This window comes from Coprococcus sp. RTP21281st1_F1_RTP21281_210402 (genome assembly GCF_040915325.1).
Classification (GTDB): domain Bacteria; phylum Bacillota; class Clostridia; order Lachnospirales; family Lachnospiraceae; genus Coprococcus; species Coprococcus aceti.
Map to the genome: position 1 here is coordinate 126,322 of NZ_JBCPDQ010000004.1, position 17,563 is coordinate 143,884.

Below are 17,563 nucleotides of genomic sequence, written 5' to 3' on the forward strand. Positions count from 1 at the left end.
AAAAAAATCGAAAAATGCGCATTTTTTTTGTGAAAATGCATAAAAAACTTTGATTATTATAAAAAGGATGGTATAATGTCTTTATAATTTTGCATGGAGAGGTGACTTACATGATTAAAAAAGAAATGATCGCCATGCTCCTTGCTGGTGGACAGGGCAGCCGTCTTGGGGTTCTTACATCCAAGCTTGCCAAGCCAGCGGTAGCATTTGGCGGCAAATACAAGATAATCGATTTCCCACTGAGCAACTGTATCAACTCGGGGATTGACACAGTAGGTGTACTTACACAGTACAGACCACTCAGACTTAACCAGCATATCGGAATCGGCATTCCTTGGGATCTCGATAGAAACATTGGTGGTGTCACAGTGCTTCCACCATACGAGAAGAGCAACAACAGCGAGTGGTACACAGGTACTGCCAACGCTATCTACCAGAACATAGAGTTCATAGATTATTACAATCCAGACTATGTTCTCATACTTTCCGGTGATCATATCTACAAGATGGATTATGAACACATGCTTGACTATCACAAGTCCATGAATGCGGATGTGACACTTGCCACATACCAGGTTCCATGGGAGGAGGCAAGCAGATTCGGAGTAGTTATAACGAATGATGACGGCATTATCTCAGAGTTTGAGGAGAAGCCGGAGAACCCAAGAAGCAACAAGGCTTCCATGGGTATATACATATTCAACTGGAAGATCCTCCGCGAGGCACTTGTTACCATGAAGGATCAGCCGGGATGCGATTTCGGTAAGCATATTATTCCATACTGCCATGAGAACGGCAACAAGATATGTGCATACGATTTCAAGGGATACTGGAAGGATGTAGGAACTCTCGGTTCATACTGGGAGGCCAACATGGAGCTTGTCGACATAGTTCCTGAGTTCAATCTGTATGAGGAATTCTGGAAGATATATACGAAGACAGACGCCATACCACCTCAGTACATAGATGAAGCGGCAAAGGTATCCAAGTGTATCATCGGAGAGGGAACCGAGATATACGGAACCGTTGAGAATTCAGTTATAGGCTCTTGTGTAACCATAGGAGAGGGTGCGGTCGTTAAGGATTCGATTATAATGAATGGGGTTACGATCGAAGCTGGTGCCTATGTTGAAAAGGGAATCATTGCCGAGAATGTCAAGGTTGGTGCAAATGCCAAGCTTGGAGTTGGTGAGGAAGCTGTCAATGAGATGAAGCCTAATATCTACGCATTTGGCCTTGTTACTATAGGTGAGAACTCAGTTATACCTGAGGGCGTAACAATAGGTAAGAACACTGCAATATTCGGTGACACAGATCCTTCGGATTATCCGGACGGAACACTTCCGAGTGGCGGTAGTATTATAAAGGCAGGTGAGTAGACATGAGAGCATTAGGAATTATTCTGGCAGGTGGTAACAGCAATAAGCTGGGAGATCTTTCAGCAAAGAGAGCCGTTGCAGCCATGCCTATCACAGGAAGCTACAGAGCAATTGATTTCGCACTTTCCAATATGACTAATTCTCATATTCAGAAGGTAGCGGTATTCACACAGTACAACACAAGATCACTGAATGAGCATCTGAACTCAAGCAAGTGGTGGGATTTCGGAAGAAAGCAGGGAGGTCTGTTCATCTTCACACCTACCATCACAGCAGCTAACAGCTACTGGTACAAGGGAACAGCAGATGCACTTTATCAGAATATCAAGTTCCTCAAGGAGAGCCATGAGCCATATGTAGTTATCGCTTCAGGAGACGGTATCTACAAGCTCGACTACAACAAGGTTCTTGAGGAGCATATAAGCAATGGTGCAGATATCACGGTTGTATGCAAGGATATGGCACCGGGCGAGGATGACATCAACAGATTTGGTGTTATCAAGATGAACGAGGATGGCAGGATCATAGACTTCGAGGAGAAGCCTCTTGTGGCAGGAACCAACACGGTTTCCATAGGTGTATATGTCATAAGAAGAAGACAGCTCATCGAACTCCTTGAGACATGTGCCAACGAGGGAAGAAATGATTTCGTAAGAGATATTCTCGTGAGATATAAGGGTGTCAAGAGAATTTACGGATACAAGATGGACAGTTACTGGAGAAACATAGGAACAAAGGAGTCATATTACAGAGCTAATATGGATTTCCTCAAGAAGGACGTAAGAGACTTCTTCTTCAAACAGCATCCGGATATCTACTCAAGAGTGGATGATCTCCCACCAGCAAAGTACAATGCAGATGCGGTGGTAAATAACAGCTTGATAGCAAGCGGTTGTATCATCAACGGAACCGTTGAGAACTCAGTTATATTCAAGAAGGTATACATTGGAAATAACTGTGTGATCAGGAACTCGATCATACTTAACGATGTCAACATCGGTGATAATTCCATCATCGAGAATTGTATCGTGGAGAGCAGGGATACACTCCGCGCGAACACAGTACATCAGGGAACACCTGAGGACATCAAGGTAATAGTGGAGAAGGATTTCAGATATGCGTTGTAGGATGCATACGGTATAAGTAGTACAAATGACAGTTGCGTGTGGGATCGCAATGTGTGTCAGGGTTAAGGGGGTAATTCAGATGCAGATAACTGATATCAGGATCAGAAGTGTTGAGAAGGAAGGCAAGATGAAGGCGGTTGTTTCTATTACGATCGATGACGAGTTTGTTGTGCATGACATCAAGATCATCGAGGGTGAGAAGGGCATGTTCATCGCGATGCCGAGTAGAAAGGCAGCGGATGGAGAATATAGAGATATCGCTCATCCGATCAATACAGCTACAAGAGAGCGTCTGCAGAGTATGATTCTTTCAAAGTATCAGGAATCTTTGGAAGAGTAATACCAGTCTCAAATAGACATTCAGAGCCAGTGCTAGAGGCGTAAGTCACCAAGCTGATAGCATTGGCTCTTTTTATATGGTCTTGTAAAAAAATATAGTATAAAGTAGAATGTATCTGTTTAGATCCAGATAGAATATGGAGGATATAATAATGGTAAAATCAGTTATACTTGCGGCAGGCAAGGGAACAAGAATGAAGTCAGATAAGCCAAAGGTAGTTCATCAGGTGATGGGAAAACCGATGGTATATTATTCTATAGAAGCGGCGCGCCAGGCGGGTGCAGACGAGGTGTGTGTGATCGTTGGATACAAGGCAGACGAGGTGAAGTCAGCCATAGCTGCCAGTGTCAACGATGTGAAGGTTGACTATGCGCTTCAGGAGGAGCAGCTCGGAACAGGCCATGCGGTAAAGTGTGCTGCAGATTTTATTGGACGTGATGGGGATGTGATCATACTCTGTGGAGATACACCGCTTGTGACAGGGGATACACTCAGAAAAGCACTTGATTTCCACAAGGAGAGCGGGAATGGTGTAACTGTAATATCGGCGATGCTTGATGATCCATTTGGATATGGAAGGATCATAAGGGACGGTGACAGCCTGGCAAAGATCGTGGAGCAGAAGGATGCTGACGAAGCGGAGCAGGCTGTGAAGGAAGTTAACTCGGGCATGTATATATTTGATTGCGCAGCACTTCAGGACGCACTGTCACAGATATCAAATGACAACGCCCAGGGAGAGTATTATCTTCCGGATGCGATAGAGATAATAAAGAAAATGGGGCTTCCGGCTTCCGCTGTTCCGATGGACGATGCTGACCAGATAAGAGGAGTCAACACCCTGGAGCAGCTTGCAGATGCTGAGAAGATCATGGAGAACAGATAACAATAGAACGATCCACCTGGGTGGAGGAAAATGGAGAGACCAAATGAAGATCATAGTTGGACTTGGCAATCCCGGTGCGAAATATGCCGGAACAAGACACAATGTAGGATTTGCGGTTCTGGATGAGCTGTCAGAGAGACATAATATAAGGATAGACACTGCAAAGCATAAGGCACTTATAGGAAAGGGTATAATAGACGGAGAGAAGGTCATACTCGCCATGCCTCAGACATTTATGAATCTCAGCGGAGAGAGCGTAAGGGCGATAATGGACTTCTACAAATGTACGGTTGAAGATCTGATAGTCGTGTACGATGACATAGATCTTGACGTCGGCAAGCTCAGGATCAGACAGAAGGGAAGCGCCGGCGGTCATAACGGTATGAAGAATATCATACAGCACGTTGGCAGCCAGGAATTTGTCAGGATCAGAGTGGGTGTTGGCAAAAAGCCGGATCACATGGATCTGGCTGATTATGTGTTGTCGAGATTTGGAAAGGAAGATCTGGCGAATATAAGAGAGAGCTGTGGTAATGCCTGCGATGCGGTGGAGACCATACTGGCGGATGGCACAGTTGCAGCTATGAATAAGTTTAATTGAGAGTGATGGAGAATGATACGTGTACTTGGTGAGCCATTTGAAAAACTGAATATATATACAGAGTTGAAGGAGTGGCTTGCATCCGGAGATGGATTTGTCAATGTGACAGGTACGACGGGCGAGGGCACGGACAGAGTATTCATGATGCAGGGCTTCGGTGATGACGCATCGGTGCGCCTGATACTGACATATAACGACAGGCGTGCGGAGGAGTTGTACAGCGATATGAAGTTCTACGGAAGGGATGTATATATGTATCCTGCAAAGGATATTCTGTTCTTCAGTGCAGATGTCCACGGCAATGCCATAACCAGACGGCGCATGGAGGTCCTTCGGCGTCTGGCAACGGGAGAACCATGTACGATCATAGCCACGGTAGATGCAATGTATGACAAGATACCTGCACTGTCCTATATGAAAAAATACGTGATAAATATCCATGCGGCACAGTCTCTTGATCTGGATGAGCTTAAGGGCAAGCTGGTGGACCTTGGTTATGAAAAAACTGACAGTGTGGAGGAGCCGGGACAATTTGCCATACGAGGCGGTATCGTGGACATATTTCCGCTGACTGAGGAATGTCCATACAGAATAGACATGTGGGACGATGAAGTCGATACCATCAAGACATTTGATGCGGAGAGCCAGAGATCCATAGAGAATGTGGATGAACTTGTAATTTATCCCGCGGGAGAGATGGTGCTTTCAAAGGAGAGGATCGACAGAGGTATACACAGGCTGGAGGCAGAGCTGAAGCCGTATGCGAAGAAGCTTAAGGATTCATTTCAGACGGAGGCGTATGCCAGGATAAAGGGCGAGATAGCCACGCTGAAGGAACAGCTCACGGAGTTCAGTGCGATATACGGAGTGGACAGCTATGTTGATTATTTCTACAGTGACACGGTGTCTCTGGTGGACTGCCTGCCGGAGGATGCGTACATTTTCATAGATGAGACGAAGAAGGTCACGGAGAAGGCGGATGGCAGTGAGAAGAGTTTTCTTAGCAGCCTGACGCACAGGCTGGAGGGGGGATATATCCTCCCGGGGCAGATGAAGGTTCTGTTCACTTATGATGATGTTCTGGAAAAATGCAGACGCTACAAGGTTGTGGGCTTTGACTCATTTGTGGGTGAGGATGACCGTGTAAAGTATGCTCACCGCGTGGAGATCGAGAGCAGGGAGGTTCACAGCTACAGGAACAATTTTGATGCGCTGGTTACTGATATCAAGAAATGGAAGAAGGACAAATACAGCGTCCTGTTCGTATCGCCATCATCGGTCGGTGCGAAGAGAATGGTCGATAACCTCATGGACAATGACGTCATATGTCATTACCTGAACGATCCGGACAAAGCTCTGGCTGCCAGAGAGATGGCGGTCATGCCGGGAAGGCTCAGAGCCGGTTTTATGATACCGGAGATGAAGCTCATCGTGGTCAGTGAGGGAGATGTGTTCTCCAGCAAGACATCACATTCGCAGGCTTCGAGGAAGAAGCTGCCGCGTGCCGGGGAGATAGTAAAGTCATTCTCGGATGTGAGCGTGGGCGATTATGTGGTCCATGAGAAGTACGGAATAGGTATCTATCGTGGGCTTGAGAAGATAGAGGTCGACGGCGCCTTGAAGGACTATCTGGTCATCGAGTATGCTGAGGGCGGCAAATTATATGTCCTGGCTTCCGAGACGGACAGGATCCAGAAGTACAGGAGCAAGGAGAGCCGAGCCCCGAAGATCAACAGACTCGGTGGCAGTGAGTGGCAGAAGGTAAGAAACAAGGTTAAGGGCCATGTCAGCGAGGTGGCTCAGCATCTTGTAAAGCTGTACTCAGAGAGACAGGCGAGGGAAGGCTTTGCCTATTCTCCTGATTCCGAGTGGCAGAAGGAGTTCGAGGAGACATTTCCTTATACTGAGACTGACGATCAGTTAAAGGCCATAGAGGATGTCAAGGCGGACATGGAGAGCCATAAGATCATGGACAGACTGGTGTGCGGAGACGTTGGATTTGGCAAGACTGAGGTGGCGATCCGTGCTGCGTTCAAGGCTGTCGGTGACAGCAAACAGGTTGCGTATCTTGTGCCGACCACGATCCTTGCCGAGCAGCATTATGAGACGTTCACAGAGCGAATGAAGGATTATCCAGTGACGGTGAGACTGTTGTGCAGATTCTGTACCCAGAAGGAGATAAAATCTACACTCAGAGAGCTGAAAGAGGGCAAGGTGGACATAGTCATAGGAACTCACAGGCTGCTCTCAAAGGATGTGGAGTTCAAGAATCTGGGACTTCTCATAATAGATGAGGAACAGAGATTCGGTGTAAATCACAAAGAGAAGATAAAAGAGATGAAGACCAATGTGGATGTTCTGACACTGACGGCGACGCCTATCCCGAGAACACTCCATATGAGTCTTGTTGGAATCAGAGACATGAGCCTGCTTGAGGAGCCTCCGGTGGACAGGAGGCCGATACAGACCTATGTCATGGAATATGACAGGGAGCTTGCCAGGGAGGCGATTGCCAGAGAGCTTGCAAGGCATGGTCAGGTATACTATGTGTACAACAGGGTCGAAGGCATAGAGAGATTTGCGGATGATGTGAGAAGCCTCGTGCCATATGCAAATGTAGAGTTTGCCCATGGACAGATGGATGGCCGCACGCTGGAGGACATCATGTACCGGTTCAACAAAAAGGAGATAGACGTGCTTGTGTGCACGACCATCATAGAGACCGGACTTGATATACCGAATGCAAATACCATAATCATACACGACGCTAACCTGTTTGGTCTGGCACAGCTCTACCAGTTACGCGGAAGAGTTGGTCGCTCGGACAGAAGTGCATTTGCATTTATGTTCTACAGGCGCAACAAGATGATATCTGAGGTCGCTGAGAAGAGACTTAGAGCGATAAAAGAATATACGGATCTCGGCTCGGGAGTCAAGGTGTCCAAGGCGGATCTCAACATCAGAGGTGCGGGAAGCGTCCTGGGCGAGAGTCAGTCGGGCAACTATGAGGTCGTGGGCTATGACCTTTACTGCAAGATGCTTAATGATGCGGTCAGGGAGCTCCGCGGCGAGAAGGTTTTCCATGAATACGAGACGGAGATAGACCTTCCGGTGGATTCGTTCATCCCTGAGACGTACGTCAAAAACGACTTTGTCAAGCTGGAGCTTTGTAAGAGAATATCCCTCATCAAGAATGAGGATGAGTACAATGACATAGTGGATGAGCTCATTGACAGATTTGGCGACATCCCTGACGAGACAATGAATCTTCTTGATGTGGCACTGTTAAGGGCAAATGCAAATATCTGCTTCATAACCCGTATATGGTACAAGGACGGAGACCTGAGATTTGTCATGTACAACAGGGCTGACATAAATGTAGATGGGATAGATGAGCTCGTTAAGAGTTATTCAGGCAGGATGAAATTTGTCATGGGGGCAAAGCCTGAGTTTATATTGAAGCTTGGACGGGAGGAGAAAAATGATCTTCTCAGAAAGGCGGAATTTGTCGTGGCGGATATGTCCCAGATGTTGATAATGACCCACAGTGAAGAAGACAGTGTGGATAACAAAGCATAGATAGTGAGTTAGAAATATACAGACAGGAGAATACAAAGATAAGGAGGTGCGGTTCAGTTGAAGAGATGGTTGTGTGTGCTGCTGGCGCTCATATGTGCATTTGCCGTGACTGGATGTGGCAGTGATGCCGCTGAGGAGACTGGCAAGGAGGTAGTTCTCAGATACAACGGGCAGAACATAGAGATAGACGAGGTGTATATTTATGCCCAGACTGTGAAGGAGGAGTACGAATCAAAGTATGGCAGTGACGTGTGGAAACAGAGCATAGTGACTGATGATGGTCTGGAGATGGATGCCGTGGATGCAGCAAGGCGTCAGGCGATATCAAAGCTCATAAAGACCAAGACACTTATAACCAAATCCGGGGAGTACGGCATAAGCCTGACTGCAAGCGAGCAGAAGGATCAGGATACGGCGGCGCAAGAGTTCTATGACAAATTGACTGATGCCCAGATCGCAGAGGTTGGACTTGAACTCGATACGGTGAAGAGAGTTTTGCGTGAGAGCGCACTGGCAGACAAGATATATGATTATGTGATGAAGCAGAGCTCCACGGAGATATCCGATGAGCAGGCCAGGATGAGTACATTTTATGACATGTTCTTTGAGTGCTACTCGGAGGACGATTATGGAAATATCACCCTGTACTCACAGGACAAGATAGATGAGCAGAAGAAAAAGGCGGATGCGGCATATGAATCCATAGTGGAAGCCTCGGATGGCACAGATATGGATATATCATTCCTTGGAAGCGCAAAGGAGCTTAAGTATGCGGGAACACATACGATGAGCAGGGATGATATATTAAGCACCTATGGCCAGGATACGCTGGACATACTGTACAGCATGTCGGATGGCGAGATATCCACGGTGGTGGAGACTGAGTATGGTTACCATATATTCCAGATGATAAGCATTACGGATGAGAAGGCCACGGCCGAGAACAAGAAGAAGCTCACGGATGCCGCTGATGCGGAATACTATGACAACCTTATGAAGGACTGGATAGATGAGCTGGACAGCGGATATTCATACAGTAAGAGTGTGGATATGGATGTGTACAACAAGATAAAATTTGACGAATAAGAGGAGAAGAAAGATGGCAACAGTATACGATGTCAATATTAAGAAGCTGGATGAAAAGGCAGTCATACCGACATACGGTTCAGAGTACGCAGCGGGGGCGGATCTGTATGCGTGTCTTGATGAGGCGATTACTATAGAGCCGGGACAGACGGTGATGGTTCACACGGGTATAGCCATGGAGATACCTGAGGGATTTGCAGGACTTGTGTATGCGAGAAGCGGTCTGGCATCCAAGAAGGGGCTTGCACCGGCCAATAAGGTTGGAGTTGTGGATGCGGATTACAGAGGGGAAATCATGGTTGCACTCCACAATCACGGAACCCAGGCACAGACGGTTGAGCCTGAGGAGAGAATAGCACAGCTTGTGATCGCTCCTTATATCGTTGGAGCATTCCATCAGGTGGACGAGCTCAGCGATACAGTCAGAGGAGCCGGCGGATTCGGTTCAACAGGAAAGTAACAAAAAAGCGGCCGGGCATCATCATTTTAATGGTGTGCCAGACCGCTTTTCTTTTATTTAAAATACTTTCCGCTTTCATCCCACAGGACTGTGGTGCCTGTCTTCAAGGACTTTGGTACATCTATGATACGCTGGTTCCTTGAGCCCTTGAATCTCAGTGACAGATCCTTCTGTTCGTCTATGAATTCTCCGTCCACAAGGACGTCAATGTAGGAGAGAAGTTCTTTTGTATACTCCCATTCATTACACATGCGGTCTAAGAGATCGGTTTCAAATGTATAACCGGTGTAGCACCAGATGGTCTTGTCAGGGTAGGTCTCTTTGAACTTTCTTGCCAGAGGAAGAAGCCCCTGCTGGTTCACATATTCCATAGGTTCTCCGCCGAGCAGGGAGAGACCTGCTATATAGTCCTCCTTGCAACTATCTATTATGTGGTTGATCTCCACATCCGTGAACGGCTTGCCGTAGCCGAAATCCCATGTGTCAGCGTTGAAACAGTTCTTGCAGTGGTGTGTGCAGCCGGATACAAATACAGACACTCTGACGCCGGTTCCGTTTGCAACATCAAATAGTTTGATATCTGCGTAATTCATAATGTGATCCCTTCTAAATTTATCTTAAAACAAAAGTATGGCCTGCGTTGCCCTCTACGACATGCAGACCATACAATTGAAATTATTAATGCATACTGTTATTTTATATCAGTTGCCTGAATATATCAAGTGTTTTTCTATAAAAGACTATAGATGAAGCACTCTTGCCTTTATCTCTTTGGTCTTGCCCACGTTCCAGAAGTTCTCGCCCAGATAACCGCAGGTTCTTCTGGTAACATTCATCTTGTTGTGATCCTTGTTGCCACACTGCGGACATTCCCATTCGCCGTCATCGTTGATGAGGATCTCACCATCGTATCCACATACATGACAGTAGTCAGACTTGGTGTTGAACTCAGCATACTGTATGTTGTCGTATATATATCTTACGACCTCTGCCAGAGCATCCAGGTTGTTGCGCATGTTTGGTATCTCAACATATGAGATGGCACCACCTGATGATATGGTCTGGAACTGGCTTTCAAATCTGAACTTGCTGAATGCATCGATCTTCTCACGGACATCAACGTGGTAAGAGTTGGTGTAGTAGCCCTTGTCTGTGACATCCTTTATGGTTCCGAAACGCTCTTTGTCGATACGTGCAAATCTGTAGCAAAGGCTCTCGGCCGGAGTTCCGTAGAGTCCGAAGCCAAGTCCCGTATCTGCCTTCCATTTGTCGCAGGCTGCGCGGAGCTTGTGCATAAGCTTCAGTGCAAATTCCTCGCCCACAGGATCTGTGTGGCTCACACCACGCATGAGCTTGGTGGTCTCATATACACCGATGTATCCCAGTGATATGGTTGAGTAACCGTTGTGGAGCAGTGGATCGATGACCTCGCCCTTCTTAAGTCTGGCGATGGCACCGTACTGCCAGTGGACTGGGCTGACGTCAGAGGTTACACCCTCGAGGGCTCTGTGGCGGCACATGAGTGCGTCGTAGCAGAGCTGCAGTCTCTCATCCAGAAGACTCCAGAACTTGTCATCGTCTCCCTTTGCAAGTATAGCTATCTGTGGAAGATTAAGACTGACAACTCCCTGGTTGAAACGGCCTTCCCATTTATATTCTCCGTTCTCATCCTTCCATGGGGAGAGGAATGAACGGCATCCCATGCATGAGAATACATTTCCCTCGTAGTTCTCACGCATCTTCTTGGCTGATATGTAATCAGGGTACATTCTCTTGGCAGAACACTTGATGGCGAGCTCTGTGATATAGTCGTACTCACCGCCCTTGAGGCAGTTGTGCTCGTCAAGGACATATATGAGCTTAGGGAATGCAGGTGTAACATACACGCCTGCCTCGTTCTTGATTCCCTCAAGTCTCTGTCTGAGGATCTCCTCGATGATCATGGCGTTCTCCTTGATGTATTCGTCGTCCTCTCTGAGGTTGAGGAAGAGAGTGACAAATGGAGACTGGCCGTTGGTGGTCATCAGAGTATTTATCTGATACTGGATAGTCTGGACTCCTGACTTCAGCTCGTCCTTGAGTCTCTCTGTGATGAGCTTCTCAAGTGTGTCAGGGTCTATCTTGTCGCCGAACTCTTCGGTGTATCTCTTTTTATATTTGTTGTAGCTCTTTCTGAGGTACTTTCCAAGGTGACGGACATCGACTGACTGGCCGCCGTACTGGCTGGATGCGACAGATGCGATGATCTGAGTCACGATGGTACATGCCACCTGGAAGCTCTTCGGGCTCTCTATGAGCTTGCCGTTCATGACTGTGCCGTTGTCAAGCATATCCCCAATGTTGATAAGGCAGCAGTTGAATATAGGCTGGAGGAAATAATCTGCGTCGTGGAAGTGGATGGCGCCCTCCTCATGAGCCTTGGAGATCTTCTCAGGGAGGAGCATTCTCTTGGTAAGATCCTTCGATACCTCTCCTGCGATAAGATCACGCTGTGTGGATGCGACGGTGGCATTCTTGTTGGAATTCTCCTCCATGACATCCTTATTCCTGTTCTGGATAAGACTGAGGATAGAATCATCAGTCGTATTTGCCTTTCTGATGAGCTCGCGGCTGTATCTGTATATAATGTAGGTCTTGGCAAGGACAAACTTGCCGTCGGCCATAAGCCCCTGCTCGATGATATCCTGGATATCTTCAACGAGCATTCTCTTTCGGTTCTTGGCTTCGATGCTTCCGACGATCTCCTCGATCTTCTCGTCAGAGATCTTCTCACAAGGCTCAACCTCCGAGTTAGCCTTCTGGATAGCCAATATGATCTTGCTTCGGTCGTAAGAAACAGCACGACCGTCTCTCTTGATAACTTGCATTTCCCATTCTCCCTGTGTGTGATGTGAATGGGCGTTAAAAAAAGTACGCCCCCTAAATATTGTATACTACCATACAGGAGACATCAATATATGGTATGCCGACTGAAAAAGCCGCAAAAAAATTAGCGACAAATAAGGTGCCTCGTCGCAAATCTCACACTGATGTCTCAACATGGTCGATTATATCATTCCCAATTTTGTTTGTCTACAGGTTATTTGCAAAAAGTACAAAATATAGAAAAATAAAAAATATGTAGACACAACATATTGTGGATTTGCCTTTGAATAATGTGGGACAGATAAAATACATCACAAAAACAGATGTAAAACTGCCTGTTATAGGAATGTGAAATCATTTGTGAGAATTCTATGAATTATTCCAAATTGCTTTATTTTTACAGGAAAATATGGTATAAGTTTACTCGTTGAAGTTTATCATGAAGATGGTTACACTTCTAATAAAAAGTAAAAGAGGTATGATTATGCGAAAATTTAATAAGGGATGTGCAGTTGTTCTTGCACTCGCTCTGTCCATGTCATTTATGACAGGCTGTGGCGACAGTAATGGTACGAGTGGAAAGCTGGATAATACAGCGAGTAAGGCAACATCTTCTGATGCTACAGAGAGTGCTGACAATTCATCAGAAGAATTTGCTTCTATAGAGGATATGGTGGATCAGTATGCGGCAGATGTCACACTCGGTGAATACAAGGGCATGGAGTATGAGGAGAAGGGCACTGATGTCACGGATGATGAGGTTCAGGCCAAGGTTGATTCATTTGTGAACGGACTTGCTACATTTGATAAGGACACAACCAGCGAGGCGAAGAACGGAGATACAGTAAATATTGACTTTGTCGGAACTGTAGATGGTGAGGAGTTCGATGGAGGCAATACCAATGGCAGCGGATATGATCTCGTCCTTGGTTCTGGTTCATTCATAGATAACTTTGAGGATCAGATAGTTGGACATAAGCCGGGAGAGACATTTACCGTGAATGTAACCTTTCCTGAGAATTATGGCAAGGATGAGTTAAATGGCAAGGCGGCCAAGTTCGAGACGACACTTAACTATATAAAGATAGATAAACCGGCTACATACAATGATGAGCTGGTTGCAAACAATACTTCATATAAGACAACTGCTGAGTATGAGGCATCTGTACGTGAGCAGCTCAAGCAGGACAAGGAGGATTCAGCTCTTGCAAGTGCTCAGAATGAGGTCATGGTTGCCGTTATAAACAACAGTACAATAGAGAACATATCAGCAGATGATGTTCAGGCGAATGCTGACAAGATCATAACATCCATAAAGACTCAGGCAGAGACAAACGGAATAGAGTATGACACATATATCTACTATTACTATGGATATGATGACAGCGCTGCATTTGAACAGTATGTACAGCAGGTTTGTGAGGAATCACAGAAGGAGAGAATGGTCGTATGTGCCATTGCCAAGAAGGAGAATATCAGTGTCACAGATGACGAGGCTGATAAGTATATAGCTGATTATGCAACGAAGAACAGTGTTGATGAGTCTACGCTCAGACAGAATCTTACAGACGTTGAGATAAAGTACAACGCTCTGGCAGAGAAGGTCATGAACTTCCTTATGGACAATGCAAAGGCGACAACTGGAGCAACAACTGAGGCTGCAGAGACCACAGAGTCAACAGAGGCGGCTGACGCAGAGCAGGCTGAAGAGTAAGTAAAGGGGTACGGAGAAAGATATGAGAGTAAAGAAGATATTTGCAGCAGGAATGGTGGCAGTCATGTGCGCAGGCCTGATGACAGGCTGTGGCAGCAATGACACAAAGAGCCAGTTTAAGAAGTTTTCAAAGTGTGCGACCATAGACAAGGCGGCATACACTGATATCGAATATGTTCCGGCATCGAGAGAGGTGTCCGAGGACGATGTAAACAGTGCGATAAGCAGTTTTTGCAGTGACAATTCTGAGACTACAGAGGATAAGACCAGCACAGTGGCAGATGGCGACAAGATCAATGTGGACTATGTTGAGACTGTCTCAGGAACAGAGAAGGACAGCAAGACAGATTACACACTGACCATGGGAAATAACACTCTTGGTGATGGCAGTGACGATCAGCTCATAGGAAGCAAGCCGGGTGATGTCAAGACGATCACAGTGACATATCCTGATGATTACAGCGACACAACAGTTGCCGGACTTACAGCAGAGTACAAGGTTACGATCAATTATATATCAGTTACCACGGTGCCTGAGTACACAGACGCACTGGTCAAGAAGGCTACTGATGGTGAGTACACAACAACCGATGACTACACAGCACATCTGAAGGAAGATGTTCAGAAGGACAAGGACGATTCCGCGGACGAGACAGACAGAACTTCTGTTCTCAAGGCTGTTGAGGAGAAGGTTACATTTGACAAGTATCCTGAGGATGAGGTAGCTTCCTACATTCAGTCCATGGTGTCAAATGTGAGAAGTGCCGCAGACAACTACGGAATCGACTTCGAGGCATATATGAAGTATTTCTATGGATATGAGGACGAGGCATCATTCCTTGAGTACCTTCACACCACAGTTGAGAACGTCATGAAGGAGAAGATCGTTGTGTCATGCATAGCAATGGACAATGACCTCATCGCCGATAACGCAGACATAAAGGCGTACAGACAGAAGGTTATGGACAAGAACAATCTGGAGAATGACTCAGACGTGGACAAGTATTACTCAGAGTCAGACCTGATGTTCTATGCCACAGAGGAGAACGTGCTTGACTATCTCATGAACAGATCAGTTCAGGTGGAGGCAACTGCAACAGATGCATCTGAGGCAGCCACAGAGGAGTAAGCTGCACGCGATATATTTGAATATGGATAAGCTGATAGAGACCGAGGTTTTATGCTCGGTCTCTATTGTCGTCTATAGACAAATGAATCTGTGGTTTATCCACATTGACTAAGGGGCTCCGGGAATTTAAAATAAAAGAGAACATGTCTTTATTTTAAAGATAGAAAAGGAAAGGGGATATTATGAGAAAGAACATTGCGAGAAAATGTCTGTGCATTGCTCTGGCTTCAGCCATGATGCTCGGTGAGGCGGGCACGGCTATGGCAGCCAGTGTGGAAAATGCGGCAGACGGAAGAACTGCTGCCATAGTGGCGGCGGAGGAACAGGCTGATGTGGCGGCAGCCAATGTCAGCATATGGTATGCGGGAGCTTATAAGAACTCAAGGACCATAACGATCAATGCAAGCGGCCGGGCTTACAGAGTTGAGGTCTGGGTCAATGGAGTAAAGTGCGGGGAACAGTACAACGGAGAGGACCAGCAGTCCTTTAGTATTAACTGTGAGATCCCGGCGCTGCTTGATTCCACCTACAACGCAGAGGTTAGAGCCTACGATTCAAATGGAGAGGTGACTGTACAGAAGGTTTCACCGGTCAAAACTGACAAGGTGAGCTTTGATGGTGATCCTAGTGTTAGTGTAGGATATACAGTCGGAAGCACTGGCTATGCAAAACCAGGCTATGTGTCTGTCAGCGTATATCTTGATAGCAGGCATTCAGATGAGGTCAAGTATGAGGTTCAGAGAGCGACCAAGTCAGGTGGGCCATTTACCACGATTGCAACGGGAAGTGAATCTTACACGTCAAGACTTGCATATCTTGACAGCACTGCGAAGACCGGAACTACATATTATTACAGATTCAGGATCGTGAGCGGTTCAGATCAGTATGTGAAGACGAGCAAGGTCATAGCTACAAGTAAGACAGCTTCAGTAAAGGTGGGCATTCCAGAGGTGGATCAGCTCTATGCTTCAAGCATGAATGTATCAGAAAAGATAAGTAAGCCGGGAGTATTCCTGTGGATGACCAGCAATTTTGCAAATCAGTACGATGTGTACCGCTCAACAAACAAGAGCAAGGGCTACAGAAAGATAAAGACTATATATTCTGCTGATTTCACGGACACAGCGGTCAAGAGTGGAACGGTATACTACTACAAGGTGGTGCCAAAGTATTACGACTCACAGACACGAAAGATAACAACAGGAAAGACATCTGGTGTTGTCGGCGTAAAGTTTATCATGAATGCAGCAGGTGCACCTAGCCTTATACAGACAGGCAACAGATCACTGAAGTGTACATGGGCTGCGGACAATACCGCAGACGTGTCATACGAGGTATGGGCAAAGAGAACCGATATAACCGGTGATGCATACAAGCGTATGGTGGTCACCAAGAAAAACTCATGCACCCTTACAAAGCTTGATCCGAACGGAACATACAAGGTGATGATAAGGACAGTCAAGAAATCAGGAGCTGCCGTGAGATATGAGACGACAGATACATCTGAGAGGACCATGGGTTACACCAAGAGAGTCCAGGATCTGACTGCGGGAGCTGTATCTTCATCACTGAACGGCAGGAAGGATGTCCTGTCTGTAAGATATTCTCTCACATGGTACAGAGACTGGGGCGCATCAGGATATGTTATATCAGGCCTCAACAGCAGTACAGGCAAGATAGAGACCATCAAGAAGATAACATCGGGAAAAAAGACATCATATACATTTACAAACACAAGTGCAAAGGGCAAGGAGCGCAAATACTCTCAGATATATGTGAGACCATATAAGGGAAAGGCAAGAGGCGAGGATAACACTCTGTGGAATTCAGAGATGCCAAGTGCAAAGCGTGTTAAGGCTGTAAAGAAGAGCACAACATCGACCAAGATAACATGGTCTGCTGTAAGCGGGGCAAAGGAATACTATGTATACAGAACTACAGAGCTCGGTGTACGCCAGTACATAGGATCAACAAAGGCAACTAACTTCACGGATGTGAACGTGACAGACGGAATGAAGTATACATACTCTGTTGTTGTAGGCACAGACTTTGGATTCAGCAGCGGATATGATTTGTATAGCAGTGACTATACACATAAGCTTGCATCACCGGCCATAACAAAGGTTGTAAACGGTTCCAAGGGTACAGCGACTGTAACATGGAAGAAGGTTACAAATGCAACCAGATACTATGTATATCGTTCAACCAGCAAGAATGGAACATACAAGCTGGTCGGCAAGACTGGAGCTACAAAGCTTTCATACATGAACAAGAAGCTCAAGAAGGGAACGACCTATTACTACAAGGTTGTGGCTTCAACAGTTAATGATGGAGGAAAGACAGTCAAGTCAGTTGCATCACATGCAAAGGGAATAAGGATCCGCAAATAGATGAAAA

At 46.3% G+C, this 17,563-nt stretch carries 13 protein-coding genes; 11 read left to right on the forward strand and 2 right to left on the reverse strand.

Features of this window, described 5'->3' with window-relative positions; genetic code table 11:
* Positions 1-110 precede the first annotated feature (110 nt).
* From AB5150_RS06660 to dut, 8 genes are all read left to right on the forward strand, one after another.
* Positions 111-1,379 carry a glucose-1-phosphate adenylyltransferase gene (locus AB5150_RS06660; protein WP_022217270.1) on the forward strand — a complete coding sequence of 423 codons (1,269 nt, stop codon included), beginning with the start codon at positions 111-113 and terminating at the stop codon, positions 1,377-1,379.
* 2 nt (positions 1,380-1,381) lie between these two features.
* Positions 1,382-2,506 carry a glucose-1-phosphate adenylyltransferase subunit GlgD gene (glgD, locus tag AB5150_RS06665; protein WP_022217271.1) on the forward strand — a complete coding sequence of 375 codons (1,125 nt, stop codon included), beginning with the start codon at positions 1,382-1,384 and terminating at the stop codon, positions 2,504-2,506.
* 79 nt (positions 2,507-2,585) lie between these two features.
* Entirely contained in the window at positions 2,586-2,846 is a 261-nt protein-coding gene (spoVG, locus tag AB5150_RS06670) for a septation regulator SpoVG (protein WP_015533695.1), read from the forward strand.
* Positions 2,847-2,997: 151 nt separating this feature from the next.
* A complete protein-coding gene (locus AB5150_RS06675; protein WP_022217273.1) occupies positions 2,998-3,732 on the forward strand; it encodes a sugar phosphate nucleotidyltransferase in 735 nt (244 codons plus the stop codon).
* A gap of 43 nt (positions 3,733-3,775) precedes the next feature.
* Positions 3,776-4,333, forward strand: a complete 558-nt coding sequence (gene pth / locus AB5150_RS06680; RefSeq protein ID WP_368291529.1) for an aminoacyl-tRNA hydrolase — start codon at positions 3,776-3,778, stop codon at positions 4,331-4,333.
* Positions 4,334-4,345: 12 nt separating this feature from the next.
* Positions 4,346-7,912, forward strand: coding sequence for a transcription-repair coupling factor (gene mfd, locus AB5150_RS06685; protein ID WP_055223059.1), 3,567 nt, complete (start codon positions 4,346-4,348; stop codon positions 7,910-7,912).
* Positions 7,913-7,969: 57 nt separating this feature from the next.
* Complete coding sequence (locus AB5150_RS06690) at positions 7,970-8,998, forward strand: SurA N-terminal domain-containing protein (protein WP_349818783.1); 1,029 nt, start codon at positions 7,970-7,972, stop codon at positions 8,996-8,998.
* A 13-nt stretch (positions 8,999-9,011) separates the two neighbouring features.
* Entirely contained in the window at positions 9,012-9,458 is a 447-nt protein-coding gene (dut, locus tag AB5150_RS06695; protein WP_022217276.1) for a dUTP diphosphatase, read from the forward strand.
* A gap of 53 nt (positions 9,459-9,511) precedes the next feature.
* Here the strand turns inward: dut and nrdG are convergent, their stop codons facing one another.
* Together nrdG and nrdD are read right to left on the reverse strand one after the other, a co-directional pair.
* Positions 9,512-10,051 (reverse strand): anaerobic ribonucleoside-triphosphate reductase activating protein, encoded by a 540-nt coding sequence (gene nrdG / locus AB5150_RS06700; protein ID WP_022217277.1) that lies wholly within the window; start codon positions 10,049-10,051, stop codon positions 9,512-9,514.
* 147 nt (positions 10,052-10,198) lie between these two features.
* Positions 10,199-12,325, reverse strand: coding sequence for an anaerobic ribonucleoside-triphosphate reductase (gene nrdD, locus AB5150_RS06705; protein ID WP_055146687.1), 2,127 nt, complete (start codon positions 12,323-12,325; stop codon positions 10,199-10,201).
* 482 nt (positions 12,326-12,807) lie between these two features.
* Here nrdD and tig point away from each other — a divergent pair, with 482 nt between their 5' ends.
* The 3 genes from tig (at position 12,808) to AB5150_RS06720 (ending at position 17,556) form a co-directional block, all read left to right on the forward strand.
* Complete coding sequence (gene tig / locus AB5150_RS06710; RefSeq protein WP_015533703.1) at positions 12,808-14,037, forward strand: trigger factor; 1,230 nt, start codon at positions 12,808-12,810, stop codon at positions 14,035-14,037.
* A 22-nt stretch (positions 14,038-14,059) separates the two neighbouring features.
* Entirely contained in the window at positions 14,060-15,166 is a 1,107-nt protein-coding gene (locus AB5150_RS06715; RefSeq protein WP_015533704.1) for an FKBP-type peptidyl-prolyl cis-trans isomerase, read from the forward strand.
* A gap of 182 nt (positions 15,167-15,348) precedes the next feature.
* Positions 15,349-17,556, forward strand: a complete 2,208-nt coding sequence (locus AB5150_RS06720; RefSeq protein ID WP_368291532.1) for a fibronectin type III domain-containing protein — start codon at positions 15,349-15,351, stop codon at positions 17,554-17,556.
* The last annotated feature ends 7 nt before the right edge of the window (positions 17,557-17,563 follow it).